Consider the following 18,991-nt stretch of genomic DNA (forward strand, 5'->3'; position numbering starts at 1 on the left):
CTTTGTTAACTTTTGTCGGCCGCCCCACCGGCGTGCCGCCGTAAGCACGACCGGACTAGGGGACGCTGACAATCCGATTCCTGCCTTCCGCCTTTGCTTTATAAAGCGCCCGGTCGGCCATCTCCACGAGCTCCTTCTGTCCGGCGACCGATACGGGAATCAACGAGGCGGTGCCGAGGCTTATGGTGATATGCGGGCCCACCGGGGAATATTCGTGGGGAATTCGCATCGATTCGACCTTCTTCCGGACGCTTTCCGCAACGGCCGCCGCCGTTTGCCGCCCCGTATCCGGCAAAATCACCGCAAATTCCTCTCCCCCGTAACGGGCCAAAAAACGGTTCGAGCCTTGAAGCATTTCGTCTACGGTCGAGGCGATCGCTTTGAGACAGTCGTCGCCGCGTTGATGGCCGTAAGCGTCGTTATAGGCTTTGAACCCGTCCACGTCGAACAGGATGAGCGAAAGATGGCTGGTTTGCAGGGCATTTTTTCGCCATTCCTCCGCAAGCTTCCTGTCGAAGCTTCTCCGGTTGCCCACACCGGTCAAGCCGTCCTGTTCGGACAGCCGCTGCAGCGCTTCCAACGCTTCCTGCAGCTTGTACTCGGTCTGTTTGCGATCGGTAATGTCCCGAAACGAGGTCATGATCGCGGGTTCGTTTTTATATACGATAGGGGATGTCGACAGCTCGACATCGACGATTTTGCCGTCCATGCGGACAAATCTTTCCTCCACCGCCTCCAGCGGCTTCTGGTTCTCCATGATATATTGAAACCGTTCCTGGGCCTGCCTCACGTTAGGCAGATAAATGATGCTCAGCGCAGGCTTGCCGACGATGTCTTTATGCGATTCCGCCGCCAGCAGCTTAACCCCTTTTTCGTTGATAAACCGGATGACCCCCCCGGAATGGACCAGCACGGCATCCGGCGAATTCAGGATTAATTGCTTGTACCGCTCCTCGCTCTGCTCAAGACGTTCTATCGCTTCGTTGGATAGATGGATGTAATGCGCTAAAAACAAGGCGAGGATGCCGCCCGGGATCGAAACCGACCAATGGAAGCCGATGGCTTCGAAGGCGGTGGATTTGTCCGGAGTTATCGTATACATGACGAAGGAGATGCAAGCGAGGCAGGCCACGTTCATGACCAGCATCTTGTACATATAATGCATCGGACGCAGCGAAAGCAGGGCGCATGCCGCGCCGCAAGCCAGAACGCCCGCTGCGGCAATTAACGTCGAGACGTTCATGCCGAATAACAGATGTCTTCCCGCCGCAATCACAACGGCCGATGCGATAGCCGCAGCCGGCCCGCCGTACAAAGCCGCGACGATAATGGAGAGATGCCGCAAGTCGACGATGACCGACGGCGCAATATTAATGCTGAATGCCAGGAGCAGAAGTCCCTGGAGCCCGAAAACGAGACCGGCGAGCAGACGGCTTAAACGGGGATACAGCGTTTTGGAAAAAAGCTTCAATTTATAGATGCGTCCCATGATAAAAAAAGACGTGACGAGCAGCGAGATGTTAACGATGAAGTCGCGAAGCAAGCTCTTGACCTCCTTTTGCCCCAAAAAACATCGTATTCGATTATATTCGACATCGTATGACATAGTTCCTGTTTTTCGCGCGATCGGCAGGTTGTAAGATTTTCCTTACATCGAATTGCTTTAAAACCCGTTTTCGATTGGATTCGAGACGCCTGTTTCTGGTACACTACGATTATCATGAAAGAAAAGCGGAGGATTTTACATGACGCAGCGATTGCGCAAGGAAGATATCGAATTGCTCGCCCCGGCTGGGGATTGGGACTGCCTGCGGGCGGCGGTTGCGAACGGTGCCGATGCGGTTTTTTTCGGAGTGGAGAAATTCAATGCACGGGCGCGGAGCAAAAATTTCGTCACGGACGAGCTTCCCGACATTATGTCGTTCCTTCATCTCTATGGGGTTAAAGGTTTTTTGACGTTTAATATTCTGGTGTTCGAAGACGAGCTGGAGGACGCGAAAAAGCTGGTGGAGGCGTGCATCGAAGCGGGTGTGGATGCGGTCATTGTGCAGGATTTGGGCCTGGTCAAAATGATTCGCGACATTTCGCCGGATTTTCCGATTCACGGCTCGACGCAGATGACGATTACGTCGCCGGAGGCGGTGGAGTTTACGAAGCCGTTCGATCTGGAGCGCGTCGTGCTCGGCCGGGAAAACAACCTGAAGCAGATCAGGCAAATAGGCGAGCAGGCCAAGCTGCCGATGGAGGTATTCGTACACGGCGCACTCTGCGTCTCGTATTCCGGACAATGCCTCACCTCGGAAATGTGGGGCGGCCGCTCGGCCAACCGGGGCGAATGCGCTCAGGCGTGCCGGCTGCCTTACGATTTGATGGTGGACGGCGTGCACAAGCCGATGGGCGACATCGCTTATTTGCTGTCACCGAAGGATTTGGCCGCGCTGGAGCTCGTGCCGGAGCTGATCGAAGCGGGCGTCACTTCGTTTAAAATCGAAGGGCGGCTGAAAAGCCCGGAATACGTGGCCAACGTGGTTAGCAAGTACCGCCGGGCTATCGACCGTTATTTCGAAGGGCAGGATCCGCAGCCGTCGAAGGAGGAGCTGCGGGAGCTGGAGCAAAGCTTCTCGCGCGGCTTCACGTACGGCTTCCTGAAAGGGACGAACAACAAGCAGCTGGTCGAAGGAACGTATCCGAAAAGCCGCGGCGTCTTCCTCGGCCGGGTGAAGCAGGTGCTGCGGGATGCGGTGCTGTGCGAGCTTGAATCGCCGCTGAAGCGCGGGGACGGCATCGTTTTCGACGCGGGCGATCCGACGAAGAAGGAAGAAGGCGGTCGCGTCTACGACCTGCGCCGTAAAGGGCAAAAGCTGGAGGGCGAGGCGCCCGGAGGTCTGGTGGAGATTGTGCCGGGGCGAAGCGACGTCGATCTCAGCCGCGTTCATGTCGGCGACCGCATCTGGAAGACGAACGACCCGCATCTCGACAAACGGCTTCGCCAGACGTTCGAGACGGACAAGCCGTACCGGACGTTTCCGGTGCGCGTGAAGATCACCGGCGCGGCTGGCCAGCCGCTCAAGACGACGTGGCACGATGTGCGGGCCGGTCATACGGTGCAGGTCGAATCGGAGCTGCACCTCGTGCCGGCGGAGAAGCGGCCGATGGACGCCGCGCTGTTCGAAGAGCAGTTCGGCCGGCTTGGCGGCACGATATATGAGCTCGATCGGGTCGACGTGCATTTAAGCGGCGACCTGATCGTGCCGATGCGCGAGCTGAACGCGATCCGCCGGCGCGCGGTGGAGCTGCTCGAGGCCGAGCGACGCCAGCCTCGAGTATATACGTCTCGCCGCATCGACGCATATGCGGATGCGGCGAAGCCGGGCCCGGCGACGCTGCCCTCGGGCGGGCGGGCCCAGGCGTGGCTCACCGCGCTGTGCCGCAGCCTCGAGCAGGTTCGCGCAGCCGCTGAACTCGATGTCGAGCTGATTTATGCCGACTTCGAGTTCATCAAGCAGTTCCCCGCCGCAGTGGAAGCCGCGCGAGCCGCGGGCAAGCGCATCGCGCTCGCCACGCCGCGCATTCATATGCCGGGGGAGACGGGTTATTTTCAAAACATCGTCAATTTGCGGCCGGACGCGGTGCTCGTTCGCAACACCGGCGCCGTGTACTGGTTCATGAAGCGGCGCATGGAGAAGCCGGGCGAATTCGAGCCGGAGCTGATCGGGGATTTTTCGCTGAATGTAGCGAACCATAAGACGGCTGCGCTGTTTCTGGAGGCGGGTCTGCATCGGGTGACGCCGTCGTACGATCTGAACATCCAGCAGATGGTCGATATGCTGCGGCGCACCGACACGTCGAAGCTGGAGATCGTCATCCACCAGCACCTGCCGATGTTCCACACGGAGCACTGCGTGTACTGCACGTTCCTCAGCGAAGGCACGGATTACACGAACTGCGGGCGCCCCTGCGAGGAGCACCGGGCGTCGCTGCAGGACCGCATCGGCATGTCGCACCCGGTGCGCGTCGACGAAGGCTGCCGCAACACGGTTTATAACGCGATCGACCAATCCGGCGCGGAATATGTGCGCAACTTCATGGAGCTCGGCGTGCCGTTATTCCGCGTGGAGTTTCTGGAAGAGACCGCGGACAAGGTGCGCGAAGTCATCTCGCTGTATCAGCGCGCACTGCGCGGCGAAATCAACGGCACCCAGGTTTGGAAGTCGCTGAAGGCGACCAACCAGCTCGGCGTCACCCGCGGCCAGTTGGTTAAGTAGTCCAATTAGATTAAATAGGGGGCGAGCGGAGAGGCTGAGAGGCGGAAAAACCGCCTCTCAGCCGGGCGTGCCCGCGGGGAGAATGCCCGAGAGCGAGAAAAGGCGCTCTCGGGTTTGGTTTTGATGGGCGCGGGGCGAGCGGAGAAGCTGAGAGGCGGAAAAACCGCCTCTCGGCCGGGCGCGCCCGCAGGGAGAAGGCCCGAGAGCGAGAAAAGGCGCTCTCGGGTTTGGTTTTGATGGGCGCGGGGCGAGCGGAGAGGCTGAGAGGCGGAAAAACGCCTCTCGGCCGGGCGTGCCCGCGGGGAGAAGGCCCGAGAGCGAGAAAAGGCGCTCTCGGGCTCCGCCCATCTTTTCCGCTCCCGATTTACCTTATAGCAGCGAATTTTTAATACGCCTTCTCCTGCGGGGAGTAAACTTTTTTCCCTCAGCATGCTGTGTAAAATGCGATGTGCGTTGTCTTTTTTTGACCTGTAAAAGCTTGCAAACGCCGCGGGGTCAACAAAAAACGGTCTAAACGCAGAGTCAGGCGAAGCTCGACCCTTGCCTTTATCTTGTTGAGGCACAACTCTAGCGCAGCACAGTTAAGCGTGAAAGGCATAAGATTTTGCGTCAGGAAAAAGCCATGCCGACAAACGCGGGCCCGAGGCACATAACTCCTCCTACGGCACCGCACCCAAAGCGCAACGTGTCGCGGGACAGCCTTTTTGCCCAAAGATAAAAAGGCATGCCTCGACAAACGCGAACTAGCAGCAAGCATGAACTCCCGGCCGGCGGGTCCAGGTTAACTCGTTTTCGTGGAATCGATGATTCACCCGACGGGGAACCGACAAACATACCGAACTAACCGGGAACCGTATGCCGCTCATATAGGTTCACAAACATAGAGGAACTCACATTCGCTATTCTCTGGAAAAAGAGCGCATCTGAAAAATAGAGGAACTGAGATGCGCTAAATCGATAAAAAATCGTTCAAATACCGGAAAAACAGGTAAATAACGCATCTGAGTTCCTTTATTTTGGCAAATCAGTTGAAATGGCCATTATAGCGCACTGTAGTTCCTTTATGGCCCAGGGACAGACGCAGCGCAGCGATAACCTTCCTGACAACATTGCGCTTGGGGCGCCTTAAGGGCTTGCCGGCATCGGAAGCACGGGATCCCCCCGGTGGGGGCTCTTCCCGATTTGATGGGAAAATAGAAGATGGCGCCCATTTTCATTCCCCATTGTGACGCTCGGTCATCTTGTTTAGGGGTGGATTATAAGAAGAAATGGGGGGCTCTTACCGGGACCGGGCAAGGGGGGGGGCTACTGCAGCACCCCCAAAACCTCCTTCAGCAAAGTGCTGAGGAGCGACATGCTTGACGCGCTCGGAGCGAGCTTGTTCCCGTAGAAGCTCGGCTGCGGACTGACCCGGTACTCTGTCGGGTAAGGAATCGGGGAGATGCCTTCCTCCCGAAAATGGTGAAGCGACCGTTCCATATGAAACGCCGATGTGATCAGTATAGGCTCGTTAAACCGGTGCTCCTTCAGAATCGCGCTGGTATTGCGGGCGTTTTCTTCGGTACTGCGGCTCGTGTCGTCCAGCAAAATGGCGGATTCGGGAACGCCGAGGGAGAGCAGCTTGCGCTTCACGATGCGCCCTTCATTGCCGGTGTCTGCAAATACCTGGCCACCGGAGACGATGATCGGCAGCTTATACTTTTTATACAGCTCGGCGGTCGTCACGGTTCGGCTCAGCGTCGACCCGTTCAGGCTGTCGATACCATCCGTATCATTGGTCCCGGCAACAGCGCCTCCGGTCAGCACGACGAGCACGTCGCCGGAGACGGAGGGAGGCGGCGTGTAACGCTGCTCCCATGCGCGCATGAGCGGCTCGACCGTCCAGGGTGCGGAAGCGGCGTACAGCAGCAGAGCCAGAGCGGCAAGCAGCTTTGCCGTCGTTCGGCTGGCGCGTCCGACGTACCATGCCGAAACGGCCAGCAGGACGATAAAAAGGCCGGGAGGAAGAACGAAATTAAGCAAAAATTTCATGATATAGAGCATGCAAAACTCCTTTATCGTTTTACGGCGCGCCGAAATGTCCCGATTCGTTTATTATACAGGGAAACCGGTCACTTTTCCTAGGCAGTCGCATATGATTAAGGATAACAGCCCTGAACAAGGAGGCAGATCCATGCCCTCTATAGTACTTGCTCCCATTAAATTCGTCAGCATTTCCGCCGACAGCACCGTTAATATCGGCGATGTGCTGCAAATTACGCCGAAGAGCACGAACAAAACATATGCCGGCGGAGGAGGAGGCAATACGGGTGATTTTTCGGTATCCGTATCGGTTTTCAGCGTGACGAATACGTTTGATTCTGACCTGAACGACTCGAGTAATATGGCCAATAACTAGAAAATGTCCAAAAAACCACTCCCGTCCGGGACGTGGTTTTTTTGCTGCCGGGAATATAGGCACAGCGGACTTTTATGGCAGCCAGGGACTTTGTTTCCGATCTTATTTACGGGAAACGTACATCTACAGGATGGAAATAATCGTCATAGGTCTGCTTGCGGATGTGAAGCTGCAGGATGCCGTTTTTATAAACGGCTTTACAGCTGGACGGATTGACCATGCAGTTCAGACGTATTGTCTGCTTTCCGTTATTCGGCAGGTTTTCGAGGCGAATCCGGTGTTCGCTGAGCAGCACATTCATTTTTTTGGCATCGCTTCGATCCGGTATATATATTTTAACGACAACGCTATTGTGGGTTTCGAACATTTCCGTATGCAGCTGTCCCCCCGACGTTTGCGTCTGAGCGGAAGAGGGCATAGCCTGCCTGAGCACATCTTTGACGTAATTTTCTATCCAGGATAAATGTTCGCTGCTGCCTGAAGGCATAAAGGGCAATTTGCCGCCGAAAAACTGTTCGAAATGTTTCCATGTCGCATCGAACGGGTTGCTCGCATTGTTATCTTCCTTTTTGGAATCGGGCATGACGGTTTTCACCTCCGCATCGTAAGCGATGGACTTTTGTAAGCATTATATGAACCGGGCACTTCCCTCATGATTAAAAAACATACTGCATGGCTGAGCTACATATAAATGAGTAAATCCATCCGAATCATAGGGGGGTGGGTCCGTGCCGGCGATCGTCGGAAATATTAAAATATTAAACGTGGGCCCGAGCTCCGTCGTTCATATCGGCGATGCGCTGCAGCTGGCGCCTCAAAGCAACACCAAAACATTCGCCGGGTCCGGATCTTTCAATACGGGCGATTTTTTAAGAACCTATACGTTGGCTAACTCCACGAATACTATGGATTCGGATCTTATCGACAATGCACCCATTACATTCAATAAAGCGGGAGGCTTGTAGCGCGATGAATTTAACCGTCCATCAAACGATCGTCATCCATCAGCTGCGGGTAGGCAGCGTCACGAACTCCTCGGTGCTGCAAATCGGAAGCTCCGGCATGATCAAGGCGTTATCCAATTTGTATAATACGGGAGGGTTTACCAGGCCGGCGCCATCGGCCGCATTGCAGGCCGCTCCGGCATCGGGCGCAGCTGCGCTTGTGCCGCTGTCTTCCCCGGCAGCTCCTTAATTTTGCCCAGAGAAGAGGATGTTGCCATGAACGGGGATCCTTTCCGCAACTATTACGAGCAATTGAACGCCTATTTGAAATGGCAAACCGACCAAATTATACGTTTAGAGCAAAAATACAGCGCACTGCAGCGTGAAGTCGAGCAGCTCAAACAGCAAAAGGCGATTCGGATCGATCGCATCGAATATAAATTCGATCAGTTGAAGGTGGAGACGCTGGAAGGTACGCTGAACATCGGGATTTCCCCGAACGGAGGCAAAACGATTGAAGATATGGCGGTGAACGGCGAACCGGTCGGCGGCAATCAGGACGATCCGGAGATGTTCGCCCGGCTGGAGCGCCGCACCCAGCAATATTTGGACGAAGAGTGCCCGGCCGATATTCAAGCGATGGAAGCGCGGCATCAGCTCGTTTTGGGGAAGGACAACCGCGAATTTATCGTCGAGGATATTCGCGGGCAGATCGAGCAGCGCATTTGGCATTATGTGACGCAGCATGAGCGCCCGCAAAACGCGGTGGACCCTCAGCAGGCGGAAGATGCGATATTCGAGCAAATCAAGTCGGACATCCGCACAGCGGTAGACCGTTATTTGCAAACTTATAAAAGCAAGGGAGGAAACGGGGCATGAATGTTTATATCGAGAACAAACAGTTGACGGTAGGCAACATTCGAATTACCGGGGTGGCGACCTCCTCTGTATTCCTGATTGGGGATACCGAGAATATCACCAGCTCCTCGATCTTCGATACGCCGCCGGAATCGCTCATTATCGGCGCACGTCTGCCGTCAACTTCGGAAGAGTAAGCGGTCGCCGTGCGCAATTCCGTTGTAGGCAACATTTATATTAACACCGTCCTGCTCAGTTCTATTTTGCAGGCTGGGGATAACGTGGAAATTAAGTCAAGAACGAAGGTTTTGGCGATTCAGGAGGCGAAGCCGGAGTTTACGACAGACGAGGGGCGCTTTGAGGATTTTCAGATTTTCGAAGTGCCGATCCCGAAACCGGATGTAGACGAGGGAGTACGGGTAAGAACCGCGAACGTGAACCCGAATATTTGCGTCAGCAATATCAAAATCACCTCCGTCACCACTTCCTCGGTGTTTCAAATCGGAGCGAACCGCTTGATGGATTTGGAAACCCGGGTCAAACATATACGGCAGCTGGAGCGGGGCGCGGGAGCGGCCGGGGGACAGCCGCAGGTTCAAGTCGTTCAGCCGCCAACATAAAGACCTTTCGGAGCGGGCAGGTTTCCTGCCTATCCGAAAGGTCTTTTTTTTCACTTCATTAATATTCCACTTTCTTCTCCGAACGGCTCCACGTTTCAAAGGGCAGCAGCCGGTCCGGCAGCTGCAGCTGCTTCATCGGCAAGGAACGTTCCTCCATGGACAAAGCGATTTGCTCGTAAATGAACTGGTCGTCAAACCCGATCTCAGCCGCCTCCTCTTTGGTGCAGGCATAATAGACCGCGTCCGGGCGGGCCCAGTAAATCGCCCCGATGCACATCGGACAAGGCTCACAGCTCGTATAGACGACGCAGCCTGTCAGCTGAAAATCGTTCAAATGCCGGCATGCTTCGCGAATCGCCTGCACTTCGGCATGAGCCGTAGGGTCGCAATTGGCCGTCACTTCGTTTCGGCCTTTGCCGATCACGACGCCGTCTTTGACGACGATGGCTCCGAACGGCCCTCCATGTCCGGTTTTTACGTTTTCGGCAGCGAGCCGGATAGCTTCGTTCATGAGCTGCTCATGATTCATCGGCGCTCCTCCTCATTTTTACGTCATCACTATATGGCAAGTATAACCGGACGGGGGACCTCAAACAAGGTTTTGCCCAAACCGTTGTTGTTCACAGTTTGGACACATCTTTTTAAGCTAATTTTCAGGTTCGCTTAAGGTTGCGTTATTGTTGCGCGGGTATATTGGGTCTTGGTTAAAAAGAGATAAAGTCGGAAATGGATGGAAGTACCATGATTTTATAGACTGTCTGGGCAGGGAGGATGTTTACGTGCTGGAAGTGAGGCAGGTTAGCAAGATGTACGAGAACCATAGAGGGGTCGAGCACATCGACTTTTCCATGAGCCGGGGGGAAATTGTCGGCTTCCTCGGTCCGAACGGCGCCGGAAAAACGACGACGATGCGGATGATTACCGGCTATTTGAACCCGACCAAAGGCTCGATTTTGATCGATGGTTTGTCGATGGCCGATCACCCGAAGAAAGCGCGGCAAAAGATCGGTTATTTGCCGGAGACGCCGCCCCTGTATCCGGAAATGTCGGTGCGGGCGTATTTGCAGTTTATCGCCGATTTGCGCGGCATTCCGGCCCGCGAGCAGAAGGGACGCATCGGCGAGGTTATCGAGAGACTGGGACTGCAGGGCCGGGAAAAGCAAATCATCCGCAGCTTGTCGAAAGGCTACAAGCAGCGGATCGGCCTGGCCCAGGCGATTTTGCACCGACCCGATCTGCTCGTGCTGGACGAGCCTACATCAGGCCTCGATCCGAAGCAGATTATCGAGATTCGCCAGCTGATCCGCGAGCTCGGCGAAAACCATACGGTGCTTTTGTCCACGCATATTTTGCCGGAGATCAATACGCTCTGCAACCGCGTGCTCATCATCAATCAAGGCAAAATCGTGATGGACGGACGGCCTGATCAGCTTGCGCATTCGATGGGCGACACGTTCGAGGTGCGCCTCGAAGTGAAAGGGCCCCGCGAGCGGATCGTCCGCGAAATCGGCGCTCTGCCGCAGGTCGGCAGCGTGAAGGTGCTGGAGCGGGAGGAGGCTCAGGCGGCGGCCGAGGCCGGTGGTGGCTTTGCGGACGGCGCGGAACACGGCGCAGCGCCTGCGGCCGATGCAGCGGGCGATGCCGTTTCGGGCGGCGCCGCGGATTTGACGGCAGCGGACACGGTCAAGCTGCACGTTGTGGCGAAGGACCGTGCGGATATTCGCGAGGTGATTTTTTACCGGATGGCGGAGCTGAAGCTCCCGATACTCGAAATGAAGAAAGAGTCGCTCAGCCTCGAGGACATTTTCCTCAAGCTGACGACAAGCGAAGCGATCGACGATGCCGCAACAGCCGCGAGAGAGGAGGTGGACGCCGATGCGTAGAATGATGGCGGTTTGCCGCAAGGAACTGCAGATGTACTTTTACTCGCCGGTAGCGTATGCGGCGTTTGCTTTCTTCTTTCTGATCGCCGGGTACTTCTTCAGCGCGAACTTCCTGTATCCGCCGAACATTATCGACATCCGGCCGACGATCGGCACGATTACGTTTATTTATTTGTTCATCATCCCGCTGCTCACCATGCGTCTGGTGTCGGACGAGCTGCGGCAGGGCACGGACGAGCTGCTGCTGACGTCGCCGGTCAGCATCGGAGAAATCGTCATCGGCAAATATTTGGCGGCGCTGGCCGTTCAGCTGCTGCTCGTCGTGGGCAGCCTGCTGTATCCGCTGATCATGAGCCGTTTCGGCCCGATCGACCAGCCGACGCTGTGGCTGTCGTACCTCAGCATGTTTCTGCTCGGCGCGGCGATGATGGCCATCGGCTTGTTCGCTTCGTCGCTGACCGCCCATCAGATGGTCGCCGGCATCGCCGGATTCGCCATTTTGCTTGTGTTCTGGACCATCGACTGGCTCGGGGACAGCGTGGGGGGCAAAATCAAAGACTACTTGGGACAGTTTTCGATCGTTTCCCGGGTCGGCGATTTGCAGAAAGGCGTGCTTGATTTTTCCGACGTCATTTTCTACGTGACGCTGGCGATCGTATTCCTTGTGCTCAGCATCCAGGTGCTTGAGAGAAAAAGATGGAGATAAGGGGGGAGAACTTGCGATGAATAAATGGATTCGCGGTACGAACGCCGCTGTGCTGTCGCTGGCGGTGATCGGCATTTTCATCGTCTTGACGATCTTCCTGAACTCCGTAAAAAGCCTTCAGGTGGATCTGACGCAAAACAAAAAGTTTACGCTGTCCGAAAGCACCGAAAATGTGCTCAAGACGCTCGATAAAGACGTGCACATCATGTCGTTTACAAGCGATCAGACCGACCCGTTCGCTAAGCGGCAGGTGGTGGAGCTCGTGCAGGAATACAAGAAGCGCACCGGCAAAATCACCTTCGACGAATACGATATGGTAAAGCAGCCGTCCATTGCGAAACAATACGACGTCGACCCGTCCGGGGTCGTCATTGTGGAGAGCGGCTCGCAGAAGAAAAGCATTTACTTTTACGACATGTTTCTGCCGGGCCAGCAGCAGGGACAATATCAATTCAGCGGCGAAGAGAAGCTGACTCAAGCGCTGATGAATTTGAACTCGAAAGAGAAGCATAAAGTGTATTTCTTGTCCGGGCATCAGGAAATTCCGCTGAACCAGATGAGCGTGTGGAAAAGCGGTCTCGAAAGCGAAAACTACGAGGTCAGCGACCTGAACCTGCTGCGCGAGGGCAAAATCCCGGACGACGCGGAGGCGCTGTTCATCATCGGCCCGCAAAACGACATTTCCGACAAGGAAGCGGAAGTGATCAAGCAATATTTGGACGGCAAAGGTAAGCTGTATTTCGCGCTCGGCTTCAACAAAGACATGGCGACGAAATGGAAAAATATCGATGCCTTGCTGGCGGCGTACGGCATTAAGGACCAGCATGCGGTGGCGATCGAACCGAAGCAGAGCGTGCTGTTCGACCCGCTGACGATCATTCCGGAATACGGCTACCACGACATTACGAAAAAGCTGTCCGACTACAACCTGCTCACGATGATTTCCCTGGCGGTGACGCTGAACGTCGATACCCCGGTGGCCGATTATCCGGCTACGGCCATTATGAAGACGACGGACAAAGCCTACGGCGAAACGAACATCGATCTGCTGATGAAAAGCCAGACCAAAAACGACACCGGCGACATCAAAGGTCCGCTGAACCTCGGCTACGCCGTGCAGAACAAGGACAACAAGCCAAAAGCAGTCGTGCTCGGCGGTTCGACCTTCCTGATGGACGACCGCATTCAGCAGCAGGGCAACCGCGACTTTGCGCTTAACAGCGTAGGTTGGCTGCAGGAGCAGAAGGATCAGGTAACGATCCGTCCGCGCGAGGGCGATGCGATCCAGCAGGCGATGGTCACCACGGGCCAGGCGAACTCGATATTCTACGGCACGGTGCTGCTGTTCCCGCTGCTCTTCCTCATCGTTGGCGGCTGGATTTGGTGGAGGAGGAGAAAAGGATGAAGCGGCTGTGGCCTACCCTCGTGCTTGTGATCATCTGCATCGCCGGGTTTTGGTACGCTTCGAGTAAAGATTTTTTCAAAGATAAATCGAACGAGCCGAAGATGGTGTTTTCTATCAAAAAGGACGACGTCGCGAGCTACTCGATTCAAAACGGCGACAGCGTAGTCGAGCTGCAGAAAAAGGACGGGGCCTGGACGATGACGAAGCCTTCGTCGCTTCCGCTCAACTCGTTCGGTGCCGATAGCTGGATCGACACGTTCAGCACGACTACGAAGGATAAAACCGTCGAGGATAACGCGGCGGACCTTGCCAAGTACGGGCTCGACAAACCGAAGCAAAAATTCACGCTCGTTCTGAAGGACGGCAGCTCAAAGACGATTAACGTCGGCGATCCGCTCCCGATCCAGGGTTACTTCTATGCGTCGGCCAGCGGCTCGGGCGAGGTGTTCCGGATTGGCGAGCAGCAGGTGAATGCGCTGAACAAGCAACAGCTCGATTTTATGGAGAAAAGCCCGATCAAGGTGAATTACGACCAAGTGACGTCTCTGTCCGTCGATTGGAAGGGCGACAAGTGGAGCTTGTCCAAGACCGATGCGAGCAAGAAGGCGTACGAAGCCGATTGGAAGCTTGGGGACAAAACCGTCAAAGGCTCCGATGCGTCCCAGGTGCTGGATAAGGCGGTCTTTATGGCGACCGAGCAGCTCGTGAAAACGGCGGTGCCGAAGGCGGGGACGCCGGAGCTGCGCATCGAGGTGAAGGAGACCGACTCGGGCAAAGATACCGTTACGACATTTACCGGCTGGATCGAAGGCGACAACGTGTGGGTTACGAAGCAAGGGGATTTTTGGAGTTATGCGATCCCTTCCCAAACGATCCAGGAGCTCTTCGACAAAGGCAAGCAGCTGCCGGAAGGCAGCAAATAATATGGTAATGATGAAAACCTCTCGTACCGGCGACGGTCGAGAGGTTTTTTGGCATGTTCGACGGTCATAGAAAAATTTCCATCGGGATAAATAATTTTCCAGCCGGCGGGGCATCTTAATAGGCGTCAACTTTGAAAGGAGGGACATCTTCCCATGTTCACCCAGCAACAGCAGCAAAATAACGGTATCACCACAAAGGAATTAGCGTACATAACCGATTCTTTGAAAAACGAGGAGCTGCTCGCGAAGCTTTGCGTACAGGGCGCTATGGAAGCGCAAACGCCTCAGCTGAAGCAAACGTTCAGCCAACTGGCGCAGGAGCGTCTGCACAACGCCGACCAACTGATCCGCGCCCTGCAAATGCAATCCGGCTTCTCGCACTAAATCAGGAGGTGTCCGACGATGTACCAACAACAGCAAACGCCCATGAACCGGCAAATGTTTGGTCAAAACACGATGCTGCAGGAACAGGACTTGGCCAATTTTGTATTATCGGAGTGTAAACGGATAGCAAGAGAGTATGCGACAGCCGCATTGGAAGCGAACAATCCGTTCGTCCGGCAAACGTTCCAAACGCTGCTGCAAAAAACGCTCCAGGATCAAGCGCAAATTTACAGCGTGATCAGCCAAATGGATTCTTACGGCGATATAAAGGAAGCGTCCCAACAGGAAGTGCAGCAGGAGCTGCAAAAGCAGATTCATAAAATCGAGCAGCTGCAGTCATTCGTGCAGCAAGGCTTGCAAGCAGGGCTGCAGTCCCAGGCGGCTCATCAGCAGCAATGGAACCAGCAATGGGCGGAGCAAGCGGGCGGACAGCAATTTGCCGGCATGGCAACATACGTTCCGCATCAGCAATCGCAAGGGCAAATGTTTAACCAGGGGGCCGGCTCTTCCTATAGGCAGGATTACGGCCAAACGGGCCAAAGTTTCAACATGGACAATTACAATCAAAGCACCGCCGGTTACGGTCAAGGTGCCTCCGGCTTCGGGCAAAGCTCTTATCAAGGGACTTCGGGTTATAACCAAAGCACATCCGGTATCGGTCAAACGACATCCGGGTATGGCGGCGGATCGCAGTACGGCCAAAGCGGAACGACCGGCTCCGGTTATTACGCCGGCTCTTCCCAAGGCCAGCCGTATGGCACAAGCGGAAGCCAGTCCACCGGCGGCTACCAGGCGTCGTCCGCCAGCGGCAGCCAGGATTACAGCACGTCCAAATCGGGCTCGGATTACTCCAAAGAGTACGGCGCGGTAAAAACGAGCCACGACTACACCTCGCACAAATCCGGGCAGGACTACAGCAGCCGAACATCGTCCCAGGCCAGCGACTACAGCTCTTCCGCCGGCCGCCAGTCCGGCAGCACCGGCTACTCGCTCAGTTCTTCCGCGGCCCAATCGGGCCAGTCGGAGCAAAGCGCCGCGTCGAAGACGAGCGGCAGCTCCTCGCACGGTGCGAAATATTTGCTCTAGGCTCTGTACCCAAAAAAAGCTTCCACGGCATCACGCCGGTGGGAGCTTTTTTTTGTGAAATGAGGTGTTGCGGTAATAGAGTGTTGCAACGTGCAACATGCAATAAGTTAAGCGTGGCGGCATAGGATTTTGCATCGGCAAAATCCATGCTGCCAAACGCGGGCCAGAGGCACGTTCTTCCTCCCGGCAACTCCGCTCCAAAAGTGAAGCGTGTCCAGCATAGGGTTTATTGCCTAACAGCAATAAACCCATGCTGGACAAACGCGAATTAGAAGCGAGCATAAACTTCCGGCGGGCGGGTCCAGGGCGCCCGAGCGCCTGGGGCCCCCCTTTAGGGGATTTAGGGGGTGGTCCCGCAACTTAGGGGGATTTTAACATTGCGAATGCACGTTCCCCTTTTGTATAATGAAAACAATATCGGCTTATGTTTGACAGGCCCCGAAGGGTATCATAGACTAGGTTTGTACACAAGAAGCGGAGGGGCTAAAGGTGAGTCTCGATATACGGCTGTGGAAGCATGTTTTTAAGCTGGATCCGGACAAGCAGCTTTCGGACGAAGCGCTGGAGGCGGTATGCACGTCCGGTACCGATGCGGTGATGGTCGGCGGCTCAAGCGGCGTCACCTTCGACAATACCGTCGATTTGCTTGCGCGGATCAGGCGGTTCGAAGTGCCCTGCGTGCTGGAAATATCCGATCGGGAGGCGATAGTGCCCGGCTTCGATCTGTTCATGATCCCGCTCGTCCTGAATTCGCGGCATATGGACTGGATTACCGGACATCACCATGAGGCGCTGAAAGAATACGGCGCCATTCTGGAGTGGGATCGGATTCTCACGGAAGGTTATGTAGTGCTCAACGGAGCATCGACGGCGGCACGAGTAACCGAAGCGGTCACCGATCTGACGCTGAAGGACATCGAAGCCTACGCCCGCATGGCGGACAGGCTGTTCCGGTGCCCGGTATTTTATATGGAGTACAGCGGAACGTTCGGAGACATGGAGACGGTGGGCAAAGTACGCAAAGTGCTCCACGAGGCACGGCTGTTTTACGGAGGCGGCATCGCCAGTCCCGATCAGGCTCGATCGGCAGCCGAAGCAGCAGACACGATAGTCGTTGGCAACGCCATTTATGACGATTTGCCGAATGCGCTCGCAACCGTAAAAGCCATCAAAAGCTAGGAAGGGAATAATTGATAATGAATGCAATGAATGAACCTATAGATATTTTAAAAGCGGTCAAGCTGCTCAACCCGCAGCAGCGCGCAGCCGTCGAAGCGACCGAAGGGCCTCTTCTCATCATGGCCGGAGCGGGGAGCGGCAAGACGCGGGTGCTCACGCACCGCATCGCTTACCTGATCGGAGCCCGCAAGGTAGCTCCGTGGAGCATTCTGGCGATTACATTTACGAACAAAGCGGCGCGCGAAATGCAGGAGCGGGTGGCGAAGCTCGTCGGCCCGTCCGCAAACGATATTTGGGTATCGACGTTCCACTCGATGTGCGTGCGGATTTTGCGCAAGGATATCAGCCGCATCGGCTTTACGTCGAATTTTACGATCCTTGATTCGGGGGATCAGCTGTCCGTCATCCGCAATTGTATGAAGGAACTGAATATCGATACGAAAAAGTTCGAGCCCAAAGCGGTGCAGGCCGAAATCGGAAACGCCAAAAACGAACTGGTTTCCCCCGAACGGTATGAAAACCGAATCGGCGATTATTTTCAAGGCATCGTCGCAAAGGTGTACAGCTTGTACCAAAAAAAGCTGAAGCACAACAACTCGCTCGATTTCGACGACCTGATCATGAAAACGATCGAACTGTTTAAGGATGTGCCGGAGGTGCTCGATTTTTATCAGAGCAAATTCCGTTATATCCACGTGGACGAGTACCAGGATACGAACCGGGCCCAGTATATGCTGACGCAAATGCTGGCGGACAAGCACAAAAACATTTGCGTCGTCGGCGACAGCGATCAGTCGATTTACCGCTGGCGAGGCGCGGACATCACAAACATTTTGAACTTCGAGCAGGATTATCCGAAAGCGACGACAATTTTGCTCGAGCAAAATTACCGCTCCACCGCCAACATCTTGAACGCGGCCAACAAAGTCATCGGCAACAACGCCGGGCGCAAGCCGAAAAACTTGTGGACCGACAAGGAAGGCGGAGCGAAGGTTCGCGTTTATCAGGCCGATAGCGAGCATGACGAAGGTTATTTTGTCACCGGCGAAATCAGCCGCAACGTCGCCAAGGGCCGCTCGTACAGCGACCACGCTATTTTATACCGTACGAATGCCCAGTCCCGCGTGATCGAGGAAATTTTGATCAAATCGGATATCCCTTATCAGATCGTCGGCGGCATCAAGTTCTATGACCGTAAAGAGATCAAGGATATCCTCGCTTATTTGCGGCTCATTTCCAACCCGGATGACGATATCAGCTTCGCGCGCGTCGTGAACGTGCCGAAGCGGGGTATCGGCGATACGTCCGTCGATCGGCTGGCAGACCTCGCAGGGCGCCGCGGCATCTCGATGTTCGCGATGCTGGAGGAGGTCGAGGCGCTGGAGATTACGGGCAAAGCCCGGAATGCGCTCGCTGATTTCCGCGATATGATTTCGAACTTAAACCGGATGGTCGAATATTTATCCGTGACCGAGCTGACTGAGCAGGTGCTGCAATTGTCGGGCTACCAGGCCGAGCTGCAGCGTGAGAATACAATCGAATCGCAGGCAAGGCTCGAGAACATCCAAGAATTTTTATCCGTGACGATGGATTTTGAAAAAAGAAACGAAGACCGCTCGCTCGTTGCGTTCCTGACGGACCTCGCGCTGATTGCCGACATCGATACGATGGACGAGGACGTTGTCGATAAAAACAACGGCGTGGTGCTGATGACGATGCACAGCGCCAAAGGCCTCGAATTTCCGGTCGTGTTTATCATCGGCATGGAGGAAGGCGTCTTCCCGCACAGCCGGGCGTTTATGGACGACCAGGAGCTCGAAGAGGAACGCCGTCTCGCGTACGTCGGCATCACGCGTGCCGAGCAGGAGCTGTTCCTCTCGTGCGCCCGCATGCGGACCTTGTTCGGCCGCACGCAGATGAACGCGCCCTCGCGATTCCTCGGGGAAATCCCCGAGGAACTCGTCGAGGTCGTTTCGGGCGGCGGCCCGAGCTTCGGCCGCGGCGGTTTCGGCGCCGGCGGAGGCTTCGCCCGCTCGGCGCAGCTGGGCGGCGGCGCGGCGCGCAGCGGTGCCTTCGGCAGCGCCGCCGGCTTTGGCCGGCCGGCCGCGGCAGGCGCTGCCGGCGCCCCCGCGGCCAGCCGCAGCGTGCCCCCGCAGCCGGGCACGCCTGTCGCCGACTACAAGGTCGGCGACAAGGTGGCCCACGGCAAGTGGGGCACGGGCACGGTCGTCGCGCTCAAAGGCGCGGGCGACGACACCGAACTGCAGATCGCTTTCCCGGCCCCGACGGGGGTCAAGCGCCTGCTCGCCAAATTCGCACCGATTACCAAGGTGGAGTAAA

19 protein-coding genes are annotated in these 18,991 nt (G+C 55.8%); 15 read left to right on the forward strand and 4 right to left on the reverse strand.

From position 1 onward, the window contains the following. Positions 1–55: 55 nt before the first annotated feature. Positions 56–1,543, reverse strand: a complete 1,488-nt coding sequence (locus MYS68_RS30905) for a diguanylate cyclase (RefSeq protein WP_248929478.1) — start codon at positions 1,541–1,543, stop codon at positions 56–58. A gap of 202 nt (positions 1,544–1,745) precedes the next feature. On the opposite strand from MYS68_RS30905, the gene MYS68_RS30910 reads away from it, so the two are divergent. After that, positions 1,746–4,265: a U32 family peptidase gene (locus MYS68_RS30910; RefSeq protein WP_248929479.1), complete on the forward strand. Its 2,520-nt coding sequence runs from the start codon at positions 1,746–1,748 to the stop codon at positions 4,263–4,265. Positions 4,266–5,570: 1,305 nt separating this feature from the next. On the opposite strand, the gene MYS68_RS30915 is transcribed toward MYS68_RS30910, so the two are convergent. Then, positions 5,571–6,308 (reverse strand): YdcF family protein, encoded by a 738-nt coding sequence (locus MYS68_RS30915; protein ID WP_248929480.1) that lies wholly within the window; start codon positions 6,306–6,308, stop codon positions 5,571–5,573. A 130-nt stretch (positions 6,309–6,438) separates the two neighbouring features. Between MYS68_RS30915 and MYS68_RS30920 the strand changes: the two genes are divergently transcribed. Next, positions 6,439–6,663, forward strand: coding sequence for a spore germination protein (locus MYS68_RS30920; RefSeq protein ID WP_248929481.1), 225 nt, complete (start codon positions 6,439–6,441; stop codon positions 6,661–6,663). 106 nt (positions 6,664–6,769) lie between these two features. Here the strand turns inward: MYS68_RS30920 and MYS68_RS30925 are convergent, their stop codons facing one another. Next, entirely contained in the window at positions 6,770–7,246 is a 477-nt protein-coding gene (locus tag MYS68_RS30925; RefSeq protein WP_248929482.1) for an Hsp20/alpha crystallin family protein, read from the reverse strand. Between the two features lie 145 nt (positions 7,247–7,391). On the opposite strand from MYS68_RS30925, the gene MYS68_RS30930 reads away from it, so the two are divergent. From MYS68_RS30930 to MYS68_RS30950, 5 genes are read left to right on the forward strand one after another with little or no spacing between them, the layout of a single operon-like run. Beyond that, positions 7,392–7,628 (forward strand): spore germination protein, encoded by a 237-nt coding sequence (locus MYS68_RS30930; protein ID WP_248929483.1) that lies wholly within the window; start codon positions 7,392–7,394, stop codon positions 7,626–7,628. 4 nt (positions 7,629–7,632) lie between these two features. Then, complete coding sequence (locus MYS68_RS30935) at positions 7,633–7,857, forward strand: spore germination protein GerPB (RefSeq protein ID WP_248929484.1); 225 nt, start codon at positions 7,633–7,635, stop codon at positions 7,855–7,857. Between the two features lie 26 nt (positions 7,858–7,883). Continuing rightward, positions 7,884–8,486, forward strand: a complete 603-nt coding sequence (gene gerPC, locus MYS68_RS30940) for a spore germination protein GerPC (RefSeq protein WP_248929485.1) — start codon at positions 7,884–7,886, stop codon at positions 8,484–8,486. Continuing rightward, positions 8,483–8,662 (forward strand): spore gernimation protein GerPD, encoded by a 180-nt coding sequence (locus MYS68_RS30945; RefSeq protein WP_248929486.1) that lies wholly within the window; start codon positions 8,483–8,485, stop codon positions 8,660–8,662. Before gerPC ends, MYS68_RS30945 begins: the two co-directional genes overlap by 4 nt. A gap of 9 nt (positions 8,663–8,671) precedes the next feature. Beyond that, positions 8,672–9,085 carry a spore germination protein GerPE gene (locus MYS68_RS30950; RefSeq protein ID WP_248929487.1) on the forward strand — a complete coding sequence of 138 codons (414 nt, stop codon included), beginning with the start codon at positions 8,672–8,674 and terminating at the stop codon, positions 9,083–9,085. A 58-nt stretch (positions 9,086–9,143) separates the two neighbouring features. Here MYS68_RS30950 and MYS68_RS30955 read toward each other — a convergent pair whose 3' ends face one another. Continuing rightward, positions 9,144–9,614, reverse strand: a complete 471-nt coding sequence (locus tag MYS68_RS30955) for a nucleoside deaminase (RefSeq protein WP_248929488.1) — start codon at positions 9,612–9,614, stop codon at positions 9,144–9,146. A 250-nt stretch (positions 9,615–9,864) separates the two neighbouring features. Between MYS68_RS30955 and MYS68_RS30960 the strand changes: the two genes are divergently transcribed. The 8 genes from MYS68_RS30960 (at position 9,865) to pcrA (ending at position 18,990) form a co-directional block, all read left to right on the forward strand. Next, complete coding sequence (locus tag MYS68_RS30960) at positions 9,865–10,968, forward strand: ABC transporter ATP-binding protein (protein ID WP_248929489.1); 1,104 nt, start codon at positions 9,865–9,867, stop codon at positions 10,966–10,968. Continuing rightward, entirely contained in the window at positions 10,961–11,674 is a 714-nt protein-coding gene (locus MYS68_RS30965; RefSeq protein ID WP_248929490.1) for an ABC transporter permease subunit, read from the forward strand. Before MYS68_RS30960 ends, MYS68_RS30965 begins: the two co-directional genes overlap by 8 nt. A gap of 16 nt (positions 11,675–11,690) precedes the next feature. Further along, the gene (locus tag MYS68_RS30970) at positions 11,691–13,079 is read left to right on the forward strand and encodes a GldG family protein (RefSeq protein ID WP_248929491.1); all 1,389 of its coding nucleotides are present in this window, start codon (positions 11,691–11,693) and stop codon (positions 13,077–13,079) included. Continuing rightward, positions 13,076–14,002: a DUF4340 domain-containing protein gene (locus MYS68_RS30975; protein WP_248929492.1), complete on the forward strand. Its 927-nt coding sequence runs from the start codon at positions 13,076–13,078 to the stop codon at positions 14,000–14,002. Before MYS68_RS30970 ends, MYS68_RS30975 begins: the two co-directional genes overlap by 4 nt. A 153-nt stretch (positions 14,003–14,155) precedes the next feature. Next, positions 14,156–14,386, forward strand: a complete 231-nt coding sequence (locus MYS68_RS30980) for a spore coat protein (protein ID WP_248929493.1) — start codon at positions 14,156–14,158, stop codon at positions 14,384–14,386. Between the two features lie 18 nt (positions 14,387–14,404). Continuing rightward, on the forward strand, positions 14,405–15,472 hold the full coding sequence (locus MYS68_RS30985; RefSeq protein ID WP_248929494.1) for a spore coat protein: 1,068 nt from the start codon (positions 14,405–14,407) through the stop codon (positions 15,470–15,472). 489 nt (positions 15,473–15,961) lie between these two features. Then, positions 15,962–16,651: a heptaprenylglyceryl phosphate synthase gene (gene pcrB / locus MYS68_RS30990; protein ID WP_248929495.1), complete on the forward strand. Its 690-nt coding sequence runs from the start codon at positions 15,962–15,964 to the stop codon at positions 16,649–16,651. A 17-nt stretch (positions 16,652–16,668) separates the two neighbouring features. Continuing rightward, positions 16,669–18,990, forward strand: coding sequence for a DNA helicase PcrA (pcrA, locus tag MYS68_RS30995; protein ID WP_248929496.1), 2,322 nt, complete (start codon positions 16,669–16,671; stop codon positions 18,988–18,990). The last annotated feature ends 1 nt before the right edge of the window (position 18,991 follow it).

This window comes from Paenibacillus hamazuiensis, assembly GCF_023276405.1.
GTDB classification, from domain to species: domain Bacteria; phylum Bacillota; class Bacilli; order Paenibacillales; family NBRC-103111; genus Paenibacillus_AF; species Paenibacillus_AF hamazuiensis.

Coding starts and splice junctions, on each gene's coding strand:
- MYS68_RS30985 (WP_248929494.1), top strand. CDS start 14,405: ATGTACCAACAACAGCAAACGCCCATGAACCGGCAAATGTTTGGTCAA.
- MYS68_RS30965 (WP_248929490.1), top strand. CDS start 10,961: ATGCGTAGAATGATGGCGGTTTGCCGCAAGGAACTGCAGATGTACTTT.
- MYS68_RS30935 (WP_248929484.1), top strand. CDS start 7,633: ATGAATTTAACCGTCCATCAAACGATCGTCATCCATCAGCTGCGGGTA.
- MYS68_RS30945 (WP_248929486.1), top strand. CDS start 8,483: ATGAATGTTTATATCGAGAACAAACAGTTGACGGTAGGCAACATTCGA.
- MYS68_RS30970 (WP_248929491.1), top strand. CDS start 11,691: ATGAATAAATGGATTCGCGGTACGAACGCCGCTGTGCTGTCGCTGGCG.
- MYS68_RS30925 (WP_248929482.1), bottom strand. CDS start 7,246: ATGCCCGATTCCAAAAAGGAAGATAACAATGCGAGCAACCCGTTCGAT.
- MYS68_RS30980 (WP_248929493.1), top strand. CDS start 14,156: ATGTTCACCCAGCAACAGCAGCAAAATAACGGTATCACCACAAAGGAA.
- MYS68_RS30955 (WP_248929488.1), bottom strand. CDS start 9,614: ATGAATCATGAGCAGCTCATGAACGAAGCTATCCGGCTCGCTGCCGAA.
- MYS68_RS30920 (WP_248929481.1), top strand. CDS start 6,439: ATGCCCTCTATAGTACTTGCTCCCATTAAATTCGTCAGCATTTCCGCC.
- pcrA (WP_248929496.1), top strand. CDS start 16,669: ATGAATGCAATGAATGAACCTATAGATATTTTAAAAGCGGTCAAGCTG.
- MYS68_RS30910 (WP_248929479.1), top strand. CDS start 1,746: ATGACGCAGCGATTGCGCAAGGAAGATATCGAATTGCTCGCCCCGGCT.
- MYS68_RS30915 (WP_248929480.1), bottom strand. CDS start 6,308: ATGCTCTATATCATGAAATTTTTGCTTAATTTCGTTCTTCCTCCCGGC.
- gerPC (WP_248929485.1), top strand. CDS start 7,884: ATGAACGGGGATCCTTTCCGCAACTATTACGAGCAATTGAACGCCTAT.
- MYS68_RS30975 (WP_248929492.1), top strand. CDS start 13,076: ATGAAGCGGCTGTGGCCTACCCTCGTGCTTGTGATCATCTGCATCGCC.